General features: G+C 47.4%; 8 protein-coding genes, 4 tRNA genes and 1 pseudogene. 7 read left to right on the top strand and 6 right to left on the bottom strand.

The genetic code is table 11. The annotated features are described in order from the left end of the window. Positions 1-2 precede the first annotated feature (2 nt). From NC796_RS26790 to NC796_RS05590, 6 genes and pseudogenes are all read left to right on the top strand, one after another. A pseudogene (locus NC796_RS26790) lies at positions 3-3,151 on the top strand (efflux RND transporter permease subunit). 14 nt (positions 3,152-3,165) lie between these two features. Beyond that, complete coding sequence (locus NC796_RS05610) at positions 3,166-4,626, top strand: efflux transporter outer membrane subunit (RefSeq protein WP_310682863.1); 1,461 nt, start codon at positions 3,166-3,168, stop codon at positions 4,624-4,626. A gap of 21 nt (positions 4,627-4,647) precedes the next feature. Then, a complete protein-coding gene (locus NC796_RS05605) occupies positions 4,648-5,394 on the top strand; it encodes an aspartyl/asparaginyl beta-hydroxylase domain-containing protein (RefSeq protein ID WP_310682861.1) in 747 nt (248 codons plus the stop codon). Beyond that, the gene (locus NC796_RS05600; RefSeq protein WP_310682859.1) at positions 5,394-5,891 is read left to right on the top strand and encodes a hypothetical protein; all 498 of its coding nucleotides are present in this window, start codon (positions 5,394-5,396) and stop codon (positions 5,889-5,891) included. Before NC796_RS05605 ends, NC796_RS05600 begins: the two co-directional genes overlap by 1 nt. Further along, positions 5,888-6,784 carry a hypothetical protein gene (locus tag NC796_RS05595; protein ID WP_310682857.1) on the top strand — a complete coding sequence of 299 codons (897 nt, stop codon included), beginning with the start codon at positions 5,888-5,890 and terminating at the stop codon, positions 6,782-6,784. Before NC796_RS05600 ends, NC796_RS05595 begins: the two co-directional genes overlap by 4 nt. A 337-nt stretch (positions 6,785-7,121) precedes the next feature. Next, entirely contained in the window at positions 7,122-7,607 is a 486-nt protein-coding gene (locus tag NC796_RS05590; protein ID WP_310682855.1) for a hypothetical protein, read from the top strand. A gap of 86 nt (positions 7,608-7,693) precedes the next feature. Here the strand turns inward: NC796_RS05590 and NC796_RS05585 are convergent. The 5 genes from NC796_RS05585 to NC796_RS05565 all read right to left on the bottom strand — a co-directional run bounded on the left by NC796_RS05585 (position 7,694) and on the right by NC796_RS05565 (position 9,441). After that, positions 7,694-7,766: transfer RNA gene (locus NC796_RS05585), tRNA-Glu, on the bottom strand. 85 nt (positions 7,767-7,851) lie between these two features. Further along, positions 7,852-7,922: transfer RNA gene (locus NC796_RS05580), tRNA-Cys, on the bottom strand. A gap of 100 nt (positions 7,923-8,022) precedes the next feature. After that, positions 8,023-8,096: transfer RNA gene (locus NC796_RS05575), tRNA-Arg, on the bottom strand. A gap of 112 nt (positions 8,097-8,208) precedes the next feature. Then, positions 8,209-8,282: transfer RNA gene (locus tag NC796_RS05570), tRNA-Pro, on the bottom strand. Positions 8,283-8,451: 169 nt separating this feature from the next. Next, positions 8,452-9,441, bottom strand: coding sequence for a glycosyltransferase (locus tag NC796_RS05565; RefSeq protein ID WP_310682854.1), 990 nt, complete (start codon positions 9,439-9,441; stop codon positions 8,452-8,454). Between the two features lie 133 nt (positions 9,442-9,574). Between NC796_RS05565 and NC796_RS05560 the strand changes: the two genes are divergently transcribed. Beyond that, on the top strand, positions 9,575-10,690 hold the full coding sequence (locus NC796_RS05560) for a hypothetical protein (RefSeq protein ID WP_310682853.1): 1,116 nt from the start codon (positions 9,575-9,577) through the stop codon (positions 10,688-10,690). Positions 10,691-10,845: 155 nt separating this feature from the next. On the opposite strand, the gene NC796_RS05555 is transcribed toward NC796_RS05560, so the two are convergent. Continuing rightward, positions 10,846-13,446, bottom strand: a complete 2,601-nt coding sequence (locus tag NC796_RS05555) for an ATP-dependent Clp protease ATP-binding subunit (RefSeq protein WP_310682852.1) — start codon at positions 13,444-13,446, stop codon at positions 10,846-10,848. Positions 13,447-13,711 lie beyond the last annotated feature (265 nt).

Below are 13,711 nucleotides of genomic sequence, written 5' to 3'. Positions count from 1 at the left end.
CCATGAAGTTTACCCACATTTTCACAGATCGACCGATACTTTCGACGGTATTGTCACTGCTGATCGTCATTATAGGAACGCTCTCCTATTTTACGCTTCCAGTGAACCAGTACCCGGAAATTGTGCCGCCCACTATAGAGGTGAGAGCCTCCCTGCCGGGCGCCAGCGCCAAGACCGTCTCCGAAGTGGTGGCCACGCCCCTGGAGCAGGAGATCAACGGGGTGGAGAACATGATCTACATGCAATCTCAGGCCACCGATGACGGGAGTCTTACCATCCAGGTAACTTTTGAACTGGGCACCGATATCGACGATGCGCAGGTGCAGGTGCAAAACCGTGTGGCCAGGGCGGAACCGCGGCTGCCTCAGCAAACACGCCAGCTTGGCGTAACAACGCTCAAAAACTCCCCGAACTTTTTGATGGTGGTCAACTTGCTTTCGCCCAACCAGAGCTATGATCAGCTCTACATCGCCAACTATGCCACACTTCGCATCCGGGACCAGCTTTCCAGGATTGACGGCGTGGGCAACGTGATGGTGTTTGGCGGCAGTGAATACGCCATGCGCATCTGGGTGGATCCCGATCGGATGACTTCACTTAACATCACGGCCGGCGATGTTCTGGCTGCTCTTCGTGCACAGAACGTGCAGGTAGCCAGCGGAAACCTGAACCAGGAGCCCAACAATGACAGCGGGGCGTTCCGCATCAACGTGCAAACCCAGGGGCGACTTGAGTCGAAGCAGGAGTTCGAACAGGTGATCGTCAAAGAAGCTGACGGTAGCATTGTCCGGCTGAGCGATATTGCCGATGTAGTTTTGGGTGCCCAAAACTACACTACGCGGAGTTACCTCGGCAAGGATCCCGGTGTAGCAATCGGTGTATTTCAGCGACCCGGCTCCAATGCCCTGGATGCCGCAGATGAAGTTCTGAACCGGATGGAGGAGTTTTCAAAGGATTTTCCAACAGGCTTGGAATACAAGGTCCTCTATAATCCCACAGAATATGTAGAGCAGTCGCTGAATGAAGTGTACAGAACCATTTTCGAGGCAATTATCCTGGTCGTAATTGTGATTGTTTTATTTCTGCAATCATTCCGTGCCTCGATTATCCCAATTCTTGCCATCCCGATCTCCCTGATCGGAACCTTTGCCATTATGAACCTTTTGGGATTCTCGCTCAATAACCTGACGTTATTCGGATTGGTACTGGCCATCGGTATTGTGGTGGATGACGCCATCGTAGTGGTAGAAGATGCTGCCCGAAATATTGAAGCGGGGATGAGTCCTCGTGAGGCCGTTCATAAAACAATGGATGAAGTGGGCACCGCTTTGGTCTCCATGGTATTGGTGCTGTCCGGGGTGTTTATCCCCACCGCATTCCTGGAAGGGATTTCGGGCCAGTTTTTTCGCCAGTTTGCCCTGACAATTTCCACGGCAACCTTGTGGTCGCTGGTCGTTTCTTTGACACTGACACCAGCACTGAGTGCACTTATCCTGAAGGATGAGTCCGATGTTAAACGATCCGGCCTGCTTAAACCGATTGATTACCTGTTCGGCAAGTTTAACCACTTTATGGATCGCATTTCTGGGAAGTATGCGAATGTCGTCAGCAAAGGCGTTCGCCGGGAGCAGTCGGCCCTGATGGTATATCTGCTGTTGATTGGCTTGGCATTCTTCCTGTTCAACCGGCTTCCGGGCGGATTTATTCCACCACAGGACCAGGGTTATTTTATAACCGTAGTACAACTGCCCCCCGGCTCTTCACTGGACCGAACGGATGAAGTAGTCGACGAGGCAATCACAAAATTCCTCGAGATTGATGGCGTCGAAAATACTATCGCATTCATACACCCAATGAGGCAGTGATTTTCCTGCCGCTGGAGGACTTTTCCTACCGCGATGAGCGTGGTATCGAGTATAATCAACTCTTGGGCCAACTTAATCAGACGGTCCAGCAGATTGAGGAAGCAAATGTATTCGTGATTCCTCCACCTGCGGTACAGGGTATCGGGAATGCTGGTGGATTTAAGATGATGGTTCAGGATCGGGCAGGATTGGGCCCGGAAGCACTTAAAAATGCGACGTGGGCGTTGGCCGGTGCCGCCAACCAGGATCCCGGGATTGTTAATGCCTATACGACCTTTGAGACCAGCACGCCCAAAGTGCACCTGGATGTGGACCGTGAGCGAACCGAACGTCTCGGAGTCAACGTCTCCGATCTGTTTCAGACGCTTAACCTGATGATCGGTTCTTCATATGTGAACGACTTTAACTACCTCGGGCGCACCTACCAAGTGACGGCACAAGCCGACGCGGCCTACCGGAGTACACCTGCAGACCTGCTAAACCTGCGGGTCCGCAACAAGCACGGCGATATGGTACCGATCGGTTCTGTTTCCGATGTGGAGAAGACAACCGGTCCTTCGCGGGTGCCAAGGTTTAACCTGTATCCCGCGGCTGCCTTGAGTGGAAACACAGCCCCGGGAGTAAGCACAGGCGAAGCCCTGCATCGCATGGAACGGCTGGCTGATGAAGTACTTCCGCAGGGTATCAGCTATGAATGGACCGAACTCGCTTACCAAGAGAAGCAGGTGGGTAACATGGCCATTTTAGTCTTTATCCTGGCCGTAGTATTTGCCTTCCTGATTCTTTCAGCACAATACGAAAGCTGGCTGCTTCCGCTGGCAATCGTTCTGATTGTGCCGATGTGTGTGTTTTCAGCAGCTATCGGTCTTGGCCTGATGGGACAGGATGTCAATGTATTGACACAGATTGGCCTGGTTGTACTTGTGGGACTGGCCAGCAAGAACGCGATCCTTATCGTCGAGTTTGCCAGGCAGATCGAGGAGCAGGAGGGCGTCAGTCGGTGGGAGGCAGCCACGAAAGCGGCACGAATTCGTCTCCGTCCGATCCTTATGACCGCCTTTGCCTTTATCCTGGGAATGGTTCCGCTGATCCTCTCGAGCGGTGCAGGATCCGAAATGCGTTTTGCCATCGGGTTGACGGAATTTTCCGGGATGCTGGGCGTCACGGTCCTCGGACTGTTCCTTACGCCGATCTTTTACGTAGTAGTGCGAAGTTTTTCAAAAGATCAGCGTCATATCGAGAAGCCCCAGCCAGCCATTGTATCATCTAATCCTGAACATGAATAGTTATGAGTGTGAACATGAGTGTAATCACAAAACAGAACAGTACACTTTTAATGGTATCCATCATCTTTGCGATGACGGTTGTTTCATGCAGTCTGCGAAACTATCAAAAGCCATCTGACCCGGTAGCTGATGAACAGCAATTTCAATTGGAGGAAAACCGAAAGTTCAAAGCTGCCGAACCGGTGGAAGACTGGTGGAGTAGGTTTGGAGATAAGGATCTGGATATGCTTGTAAGCAGGGCGCTGGATCATAACCTGGATATTGCAGTGGCTGTTGCCAATGTTCGCCAGAGTCGTGCACTGTTGCGTGAATCTGGTTTTAACCTCTTCCCGATTGTGCAGGCCGACGGTGGCTACAGGTGGGAGCGGCAAAGCGAAGAAGCAGGAATTCCGATCAAGGAGCGGGATATTGAAACCTACGATGTGGGACTGAGTGCCTCGTGGGAGCTTGACTTGTTTGGCCGGGTTTCACAACAGAAAAAGGCGGCCAAAGCTACATATCAAGCCAGTTTTGCAGAGTTGAGGGGTGCCTATGTAAGTGTAACTTCCGAGGTGGCGCTGGCGTACATGCAGCTGCGAGGCGCACAACAGAGGTTGAGTGTAGCCCGACAAAACGTTGAGAACCAAGAGGAAACCTACGAGCTCAGCAAAGCCTTGGTGGACGGCGGCAGCGGCTCGGAGCTGGATATGGCTCGTGCGGAAGCACAATTAGAGTTGACGCGATCTACCATTCCGCCGTTGAAAGCACAGATCAAGGCGATCATCAACAGGCTGAGCGTTTTGACCGGGCAGCCTCCAAGCACCCTTGATTCCTGGCTGGAACAGGAGAAATCGTTGCCTTCAATTCCGCCTTCGATTGCAGTAGGCGATGCGGAAGAAATGCTGCGCCGCCGGCCCGATGTGAAGCAGGCTGAGCGATTGCTGGCAGCTTCCGTGGCCCGGTACAATGTCCGTGCTGCAGACTATTTTCCCAGCGTAAATATCCTGGGGAGCCTTGGGTTTGTGGCTACATCTTTTGGCGATCTTTTTTCTGGAGGGGCTCTTAGCGCCGTAGTGGGCCCCTCCATATCGTGGGCCGCCTTCGACCTCGGCAGGGTGGACGCCCGCGTGGAGACCGCAGACGCCGAGACGGATGCTCGTCTTACGATTTATAAACGAACCGTATTAGAGGCGCTTGAGGAGGTATCTACCGCTATGTCCGATTTTAGCCAAGAAGAAGAGCGTCGCCGTCGGTTGACTACTGCAGCCCGGGCCAGTACAAGAGCAGCTGAGTTAGCCCAAAAACGATATGAAGCAGGGATCGATAATTTCCTGGATGTGCTGGATGCCGAACGCCGGTTGCTGGAGGCGCAAGATCAGTTGGCAATCAGTGAGATCAAAGTCGCCACAGATCTGATCGCAATATACCGTGCCCTGGGCGGAGGCTGGCAGGTGAAAGAACAGGCTTTTGCAGAAAACACTCGAAGCAATAATTAATATCCAAACAATTACATAAACATGAGCACTTTTAGAGAGATTACCAGGAAAATTGGCAAAGATCTCGGGGGAAAGGCACTCTGGACCCTCGAGGAGCTGATCGCACAAACATCCACTGTACCGAATACTCCGTATTTCGAATCGGATCTTTTTGAATGGACGAAACATCTCGAGCACAATTACGATGAGATTCGGGGTGAATTAGATGAGCTGCTGGAGCATTTGGATGATATCCCCAACTTCCAGCAGATCTCCAGTGATCAAAAATCTATCACCCAGGACGATAAGTGGAAGACCTATTTCCTATACGGTTTTGGATATAAAGCGGAACAAAATTGCGGGCGGTGTCCCAAGACCACTGCATTGATTGAGGATATTCCCGGCATGAAAACGGCCTTCTTTTCCATACTTGCGCCGGGCAAGCATATACCGGAGCACCGGGGATTATACAAGGGATTTATCCGGTATCACCTGGGCCTCAAAATTCCCCGCCCCAATACCCTGTGTGGTATAAAAGTAGATGGCGAAACCCGGCACTGGGAGGAGGGAAAGAGTCTGATATTTGATGACACCTACCAGCACGAGGCTTGGAATAATTCGGATGAGATTAGGGTCGTGTTGTTTATGGATATCCTGCGCCCGCTGAAATTTCCCGGCAACCTGCTTAACGACGGTATTCTGAAATTAGTGAAGCGATCTTCATTCATACAGGATGCCAAGAAAAACCAGGAATCGTGGGAAGAGCGGTTCAGAGAGGAGGTGGCGTAATGAAATTGCGAATCTTTCAAAGACTCCTATTCATCTCGTTTTTCTGTTACGCAGCCCTCGTTTCAACACACAAGGGAGAGTTCTGGCCATTCACCATATACCCGATGTTTTCGCAGGCCGGGCAGCCATGGTCACGGGGCGTCGTGGTTCATATCGATGACAAGAATAATCCCCAAATCTGGCAGGTCAAACCGCTGGATGAGGTTAAAGATAATGTAGTCTCTCTTGCAGATCATAACATCGATGATATCGATTATGCCAATTATATCTCAAAGACACGCGATTGGAATCAAGAGCGCATCCAGGGACTCCGGGATGTTTTCGGGATTGGAGAGCGTCCAGGGGAGCAATGGATGGCCACACGGGTTACTGGCCGAATGACAGAGAGTGACTCGGTAGTCATTAAGGCGATCCCGATGTTTTTGTTCACTGCTGACACCACGTACAAAAATCCGAACCTATTCAAAGAGGAACAAAACCTGAGTCAAATAAAATGAAAACATTGTTGCAGAACCTGTTTGATCTGGAATCACCACATTCCATTGGCACAAAAATCTATTTACGCCTGTTTGAACTGTTCATCGTTTTTAACACTCTGATCTTTGCGTGGGAATGGGGCTATTACATATTGAAACTAAGTGATGTTGTGTTGCCACTGGGAGTCGCCCAGTATATCGATATTGAGCTTTTTTTTGGCAATAATCTCCCCATCGTTAACGCGCTGGCAATCACTCTTCTCAGTATTGCCGCATTTTCATTCAAAAGGGTGAAATGGTTGTATGGAATCGTTTTTATTCTGATACACCTGCAATTTGTAGCCCGATATTCGCAGGGAGAGATTCCGCACAGTCAAAGCTTATTGGGACTCAGCGTGCTGGGCCTTGGGATCGGGAGTGTGTTCCTCAAAAATAAGCAGCGATCGTTGCATTTTGCATTTGGCTTTGTACTGTTCTTCATCGGATTGGGATATACAACGGCGGGATTTAGTAAACTGATTGGTACGGGCGTTACGTGGGTTGATGGCAGGCATTTATGGCTTTGGATTGGGGAGAAGAGCACAGACGTGCTTTCCGATACGGGTCAGTATCAGATTAATTTTATCCAGGAGACCGTATTGAATCACTGGTGGTTGGGGACATTCATCCTAGCGGCGGGCATTATCACCGAGCTGTCAGGATTTCTGCTGTGGTGGAAAAAGTTCCGGATCTACATTTTTATCATGCTCATCGGGCTTCATATTGGGATCTATACCATGATGAACATCCTGTTTTTCTACTACTCGATTGAACTCCTGATCATTGGCTTTCCCTGGCACAAGCTGTTCAATAAGGTGATTGACGAATCAAAAGTGAATGCCGAGCACTCGCTCCATAAGTTTCTGCTCTACTGATCTCTCAAAAAAGTTTATCCAATGCTGTTGCCAGCCCAGCCCAATCTTGGACCATTGAAAATTTTTTTCTATCAACCCCAAAGCAATGGGCCTGTCAGTGAAATGGCAGGCTCAAATCTTTTGATGTGATTACCTCTGACAAAGTATCACAGAGCACCTAAGGACAATTTTCTTCGGAAGGCAGAGACCATATAAATTTATGGCTTTTCTGCAGAAGGGAATCGTACGACATGTCGATCAGAGTTGAGCAATATAAATCGACACTTTCATTTTTTTTGAGAATATTGTAGCAAGAATTTCTCCATGAATTAAGAACCCACTAGACTGAGGTCTTGCTATGAGAATGAAGAGAATTCATTTTTTGGCTGCGGAATTGTTCAGTTACAGTTATGATAATTATAAGGACCATCTCGGCATTGGTAATGCACGTTTCGATAAGCTAATGCCCGAAGATGCAGCTTTACTTGAACAAGCTGAAAAGGAGGGATGGACGGATGAAGAAATTGCTGCAGAATCTGATTTTAAACTTGATGATATACCAAGATGGAGAGAAAAATTCAGGGAGGCTTTAGCTATTGTAGATGCGAAATCCCCAGCCCAGTCGTTTCTTCGTGGTATACAGTCTTCGGTCGAGTACGCAGTTAAAGAAGGACTAGACGACAAAAAAAGTATTGAAAATCTGGTCGGGCAAATTTGCTATCGGGCAGCCGACCTTAGCTGCATTCTAAAACAAAATAATGAACCCTTATCGAAATACTCAAAAGAACTACGTTCCCGGGCCGATGAGATTTCCGACATTGATCATGAGTTCAATTTTGAGTAAAACGCGGCCATTCTCTTAAAGAGTTTCTCATCGGTAACTTGCTCCAATAAAAAAGCCCTTGCAGACAATGTCTGCAAGGGCTCGTGTACCGCGTACGGGATTCGAACCCGTGTTACTGCCGTGAAAGGGCAGCGTCCTAAACCCCTAGACGAACGCGGCAAGAATTCGTTATCTGTTATTAGTTTGGTAGTGGCAGTCACCACACCTAATAACTAATAACCAGTGACTAAAAACTAAATTGCTGAGGCGACGGGCGGATTCGAACCGCCGTACGAGGTTTTGCAGACCTCTGCCTGACCACTCGGCCACGTCGCCTTAGTGAATTATGAATTCTAAATGCTAAATTTTGAATTGCGGGTTGAACCAGCCTGGATTCTAATTCAAAATTGAAAATTCATAATCCAAAACTCACTAGTACGCCCGACAGGAGTCGAACCTGTAACCTGCTGCTTAGAAGGCAGCTGCTCTATCCAGTTGAGCTACGGGCGCTCAAAATAACAATTCTAAATTTTAAATTCTGAATGTTGAATTGCAATTTTTCCTTTTGAAGCGCCCGTATAACAATCCAAAATTTAAAATCAAGAATTCAAAATTTACTAAGTCGGGGAGACAGGATTTGAACCTGCGACCCTTCGCTCCCAAAGCGAATGCGCTACCGGACTGCGCTACTCCCCGTAGATATTGAACATATCAATACGTCAAATAACCTGTCTGACCGAGTCAATGGCTCAGCCGTTTCAGAAAGATTTCAAATATAAGGGTATTGACATGTCAAATCAATTTGAAAAAGAACAAAAATTCCAGTCTTGAATATTCGGATATCCTATACGCTTGATAGCGGATTCTAATCATAAAATGTATCTTTAAAGGCCGATAAGTCATTTCTTTTCAAGAAAAGGTGCTTAAATACTGCCCAAATTAATCCGGATCCATAGCCGGATATCTGGATTATTGAGGTGACCGAAGAGAGTAACGCCACACCCAGATTGTGAGTGGAGCGAAGAGAATCGAGTACAAACAGCAGGAGTAAAACCAGGACGGGTAACCATAACGATGGGAAAAAAGGAAGAGCTAATACTGCAGCTATCAAGTACAGCACGAAAGCACTGGGCAAAAGGTGAACTAGTTTAAGTGAGCCCGGGTGGCGGCGTGTTAGATTATAGCGTGCGATGCCTGAATTAAAGACCTGTTTAAAAAAAGATTTAAGGTTTGTTCTTCTTTTGTGATAAACATACGCCTCTTCAATTAACACCGATATTAAGTTGTTCTCCTCAAGACGAAGACTCAGGTCCACATCTTCTCCGAAACGCATCTTTGAAAATCCTCCGACCCTGGCAAATGCATCGCTTGAGATGCCCATATTAAAACTGCGCGGGTAAAACCGGTCCATGCTTTTTTCCCCGCCACGTATGCCGCCGGTGGTCAGGAAGGAGGTCATCGAATAGTTAATCGCCTTTTGAATGGGCGTAAAGGATTGATCCGCTTTGTCGGGTCCTCCATAAGCGTCAATAGAATTTTTTACTAAAAACCGGTTTACAGTCTCCATGTAGTGATCCGGAATAATGCAATCGGAGTCAAAAAAAATGAGAAATTCTCCGGAACTCTTTTCAGCTCCGAAGTTACGGGTCAGGCCAGGTCCACTGTTCTCCTTCCAAAAGTAGGAGAGAGTGAGCTCATTTTTATAATGATCAGCAATATCATTGCATCTTTCCGTAGACCCATCATCAACGACTATAACTTCAAACCGCGTGTAGGTTTGTCTTGTAAGGCTCTCCAGCAGTTCCTGTATCTCATTGGGCCTGTTATAAACCGGGATTATAATGGAGTACGTCATAAAACCTGTTTGAATGCTTAAATTCTGCCGACAAACTAATCATTATCATGTACAATTGAATACAAAAATCGGATGCAACTCTACTAAATATTTCCGTTCTTGTATTTCAAATTTTATCCTAAAAGAAGGCTTTATGTTTAAAAAGCTCTGTTTTTTTCTATTGTTACCTTTTGTTGGATACTCGCAGTCACTGAATGTTTCTGTCGAAAACAGGACCGCGGGAAATCAGTACGAAACCTTTGGATTGTCCCAGCAGAATGTGACGATTTCCAACAGTGGGATCAGTTTCCCTGCAACAGGTCTGAATTTTGGAGATTTTCTGAGTTATGGTGTAACCGCTGACTACGCCATGCTTGGAGTCTTAAAGAATACAATGGATGGGGCTAAAACTTTTTTATTGACTACAGATGCCGACACATTGGCTGCATATCCCACAATTTCGTTGAGCTACAGCGACCCTTCCCTCGGGATTTATCCATTGAGTTCAGGGGAGGTTCTGCTTCGGAATAATATCGCCAATTTTACGCTCTACAATACGCAAGGAAATATCGCGACCAGCGGTTCTTCCGGGAGTCAGAGCGAGGGCGGAGAATCAATATCCGAGGTTGCAATGGATCCAGATGGGAAAACGATACTACTCTATACGCCCAAAATTAAACAGGGCAGTCAAGTGGGATCGCAGGCCAAGGTGCTATCCGACAATAACTCCACAGATAATATTTTCTACAGCAGTGATCGATTTATTAAGCATGCCACCGTGTCCGACAATGGCCAGTTTATCATACTTGTAACAGCCAAAGAGAGGACGGATGATAAGGCAATAATTCTGGATCGATACGGTAATGAACTCAATTCAATAACTACTGAAGAAGATCTCCTTGCCGGTTACTTTACTCGTGACAATGACCAACTCATTATCCATTCGAGCCGCAGGGCAATCGTTTATAACACGCTGTCGAGTGAACGAATCGGTAGTACCAGCTTCCGATCGCCGTTAATATTGGCACAGTATTTTGCGGAGGATCATACCATTGTTGGTGTTACAGGAAGCAAAGTGGAAAATACTGAGATCTACCGAAACCTGGAATTTCACGCTATAAATCTTGAACAGCGTGATATCGCCCGCCGGGAATTCAGTGGCGCGCTGGGAACCAGCCCGAGTATTGGAATACAATTTTTAAGAGAAGCACGCGGACAATATACCCTTAAAGGAACGAATAAGATTATCAATCTGAGAGCCTCGTTTTAGTTTTGTTATAAGTTAATTGGTCCAATTATTATTTGTACTTGATTTGTAAATCGCCTTCTAATTAATAACTAGTAACCAATAACGAGCTTCTAATAAAAAAGCCCTGAACGTTAATTCAGGGCTTTTTCTTGCGTCAGAAAGTTATTGTTAATCGATTACGCTTTTGCCTCCGAGGGTTGCTCTTTGTCATCAGAGTTTTCCTCCTTCTCGGATGATGCTTCGTCGCTAACCTCAGATGCTTCATCCGGAATTTCCCAGTCAAACGTCAGTCCATCACGGGATTTGTTCATCTTAATCTTGATGTTGGTTCCCTCTGGATGCTCAACTTCCAGCAGCTCTTCAGCCAGCGGATCTTCAACATATTTCTGGATAGCTCGCTGCAGCGGTCGGGCACCATATTTCTGATCAAAGCCTTTATCTGTGATAAAGTCTTTGGCGCCTTGCGTGATTTCAACCGTGTAGCCAAGTTCATTGATACGTTTGAAGAGTTCTTCGCTGAGCAGATCGATGATCTGGAAGATATCCTCTTTCTCGAGCGGACGGAACGTGATGACGTCGTCGATACGGTTCAGGAACTCAGGGTTGAACACTTTCTTGAGTGCATCCTGGATTGTTGACTTCATCTTCTCGTAGTCGAAGCTGCTACCGTCGGCGCTAAAGCCAATACCTTTTCCGAGGTTACGAATATCACGAGCTCCAATGTTGGAAGTCATGATGATGATCGTGTTTCGGAAATCGACCTTTCGACCGAGGCTATCCGTCAGGATTCCGTCGTCAAGCACCTGTAACAGGATGTTGAATACATCAGGGTGTGCCTTCTCTATTTCGTCCAGCAGAACCACGCTGTAGGGCTTGCGACGCACCTTTTCAGTAAGGATACCGCCCTCTTCATAGCCCACGTAACCGGGAGGCGCACCAACCAGTCGTGAGACAGAGAACTTCTCCATATACTCACTCATGTCGATTCTGATAAGAGCATCCTCTTTATCAAAGAGATAGCGGGCAAGAACCTTGGCCATCTCGGTTTTCCCAACCCCGGTAGGCCCGAGGAAGATAAAGGAACCGATGGGTCGCGTCGGATCCTTGAGACCCGCACGAGTTCGTTTAATGGCTTTTGTGAGCTTCTCAATAGCTTCATTCTGGCCGATGATCTGTTCTCCGAGCTTCTCCCGCATCTTCACCAGCTTCTTGCTCTCACTCTGGCTTATCTTGTTTACGGGCACTCCACTCATCATTGCCACAACTTCGGCCACATCATGCTCTTCTACATCGTAGATGATTTCTTCGGCTTCTTTTTCCCACTCCTTCTGCGCCTGTTCGAGTTCCTCCATCAGGCGTTTTTCCTTATCACGGAGACGGGCGGCCTCTTCGAAACGCTGCTTTTTGACCATCGAGTTTTTCTCGTTGCTGGTCTTCTCGATCTCTTCCTCCAGGTCAACGATATGCTGCGGCACCGTGATGTTCGACAGATGCACGCGAGCACCAGCCTCGTCGAGGGCGTCAATCGCCTTGTCGGGCAGGAAGTGGTCGGTTACATAGCGATCCGTGAGTTTTACACAAGCTTCGATCGCATCCTTTGAATAACTTACGCTGTGATGCTTCTCGTACTTGTTTTTGATCTTTGAGAGAATCTCAACCGTCTCCTCGGGAGTGGTTGGATCCACCATAATTTTCTGAAATCGACGTTCCAGCGCACCATCTTTTTCAATGTACTGACGATATTCGTTCAGTGTTGTGGCACCAATGGCCTGCACTTCACCCCGTGCAAGGGCGGGTTTCAGCATGTTGGACGCATCGAGCGAACCACTGGCTCCCCCGGCTCCCACGATGGTGTGAAGTTCATCAATGAACAGGATAACGTTGTCTGTTTTTTCCAGCTCACTCATGACGGCTTTCATCCGCTCTTCAAACTGGCCGCGATATTTGGTGCCAGCTACGAGAGCCGCCAGGTCAAGCGCAATTACGCGTTTGTCATACAGCACACGTGAAACCTTGCGTTCCACAATGCGACTGGCCAATCCTTCCGCTATAGCCGTTTTACCAACACCCGGTTCGCCGATTAGAACAGGATTGTTCTTTTTCCGGCGGCTTAACACCTGGGCTACACGTTCAATTTCTTTTTCGCGACCAATAATTGGATCAAGCTTGCCTTCCTCAGCAAGTGAAGTAAGGTCGCGACCAAAATTATCTAGTACGGGGGTTTTTGATTTTTCCATTTTCTTTTCCCTGGAGCTTCCTGAGGATGATTTACCTCCTTTTGAGGATGAGAGACTCGCGGAAACTGAGCGCGAATCACTGGGATCGTCATCGGGTGACGACTTGCCTGATATGATAAGATCAAGTTCTTCACGTACGGCGTCGTACGATACATTGAATTGCTGCAGAATCTGGGCAGCAATATTCTCATCGTCACGTAGCAGTGAGAGTAGTAGATGTTCGGTACCGATCGTATCGCTTTTGTATAGCTTTGCCTCCAAATAGGTTATGCGCAGAACCTTTTCGGCCTGTTTGGTGAGGGGAATATTTCCTACTGTCACAGAACCGCCGGTTCCACGAACGGTATCTTCGATTGTCTTTTTAAGTTTGTACAGATCACAGTTGAGATTCTTCAGAATCTTAACCGCCACACCTTCGCCCAGCCTGACGATACCGAGAATAAGATGCTCAGTCCCGATATAATCGTGGCCCAGTCTCAGTGCCTCTTCGCGGCTAAACTGAATGACATCTCGAACTTTACTTGAGAAATTGCCCTCCATAGAGTATTGCTAAATTTTTGGAGATGAAAAGTTACTCGTCTACAACGAGTCGATTGCATTTTTAGTTCACTACACTTACGAAAGTAGTATTGGCATAGTGCAAAAGCAAACAAAAAGATATTGCCTTAAGCTTTTATAATCGTTTAACAAAGCCGATTAACAGTATTCTTATCTGTCGTTGAGACAGGTATGAACAACGAATGAGAATAAATAATGTGGCTCAACTTGAAATTTTCCAATGATCACCATTCGACTTTGTTCACAA

Source organism: Aliifodinibius sp. S!AR15-10, assembly GCF_031569985.1.
Taxonomy (GTDB): Bacteria; Bacteroidota; Rhodothermia; order Balneolales; family Balneolaceae; genus JAMQKA01.
This window is presented reverse-complemented; position numbering and strand designations above follow the sequence as displayed.

Excerpts from the sequence above, each read along its gene's own strand:
- NC796_RS05590 (WP_310682855.1), top strand. The coding sequence starts at position 7,122 with ATGAGAATGAAGAGAATTCATTTTTTGGCTGCGGAATTGTTCAGTTAC.
- NC796_RS05595 (WP_310682857.1), top strand. The coding sequence starts at position 5,888 with ATGAAAACATTGTTGCAGAACCTGTTTGATCTGGAATCACCACATTCC.
- NC796_RS05565 (WP_310682854.1), bottom strand. The coding sequence starts at position 9,441 with ATGACGTACTCCATTATAATCCCGGTTTATAACAGGCCCAATGAGATA.
- NC796_RS05560 (WP_310682853.1), top strand. The coding sequence starts at position 9,575 with ATGTTTAAAAAGCTCTGTTTTTTTCTATTGTTACCTTTTGTTGGATAC.
- NC796_RS05605 (WP_310682861.1), top strand. The coding sequence starts at position 4,648 with ATGAGCACTTTTAGAGAGATTACCAGGAAAATTGGCAAAGATCTCGGG.
- NC796_RS05600 (WP_310682859.1), top strand. The coding sequence starts at position 5,394 with ATGAAATTGCGAATCTTTCAAAGACTCCTATTCATCTCGTTTTTCTGT.
- NC796_RS05610 (WP_310682863.1), top strand. The coding sequence starts at position 3,166 with ATGAGTGTAATCACAAAACAGAACAGTACACTTTTAATGGTATCCATC.
- NC796_RS05555 (WP_310682852.1), bottom strand. The coding sequence starts at position 13,446 with ATGGAGGGCAATTTCTCAAGTAAAGTTCGAGATGTCATTCAGTTTAGC.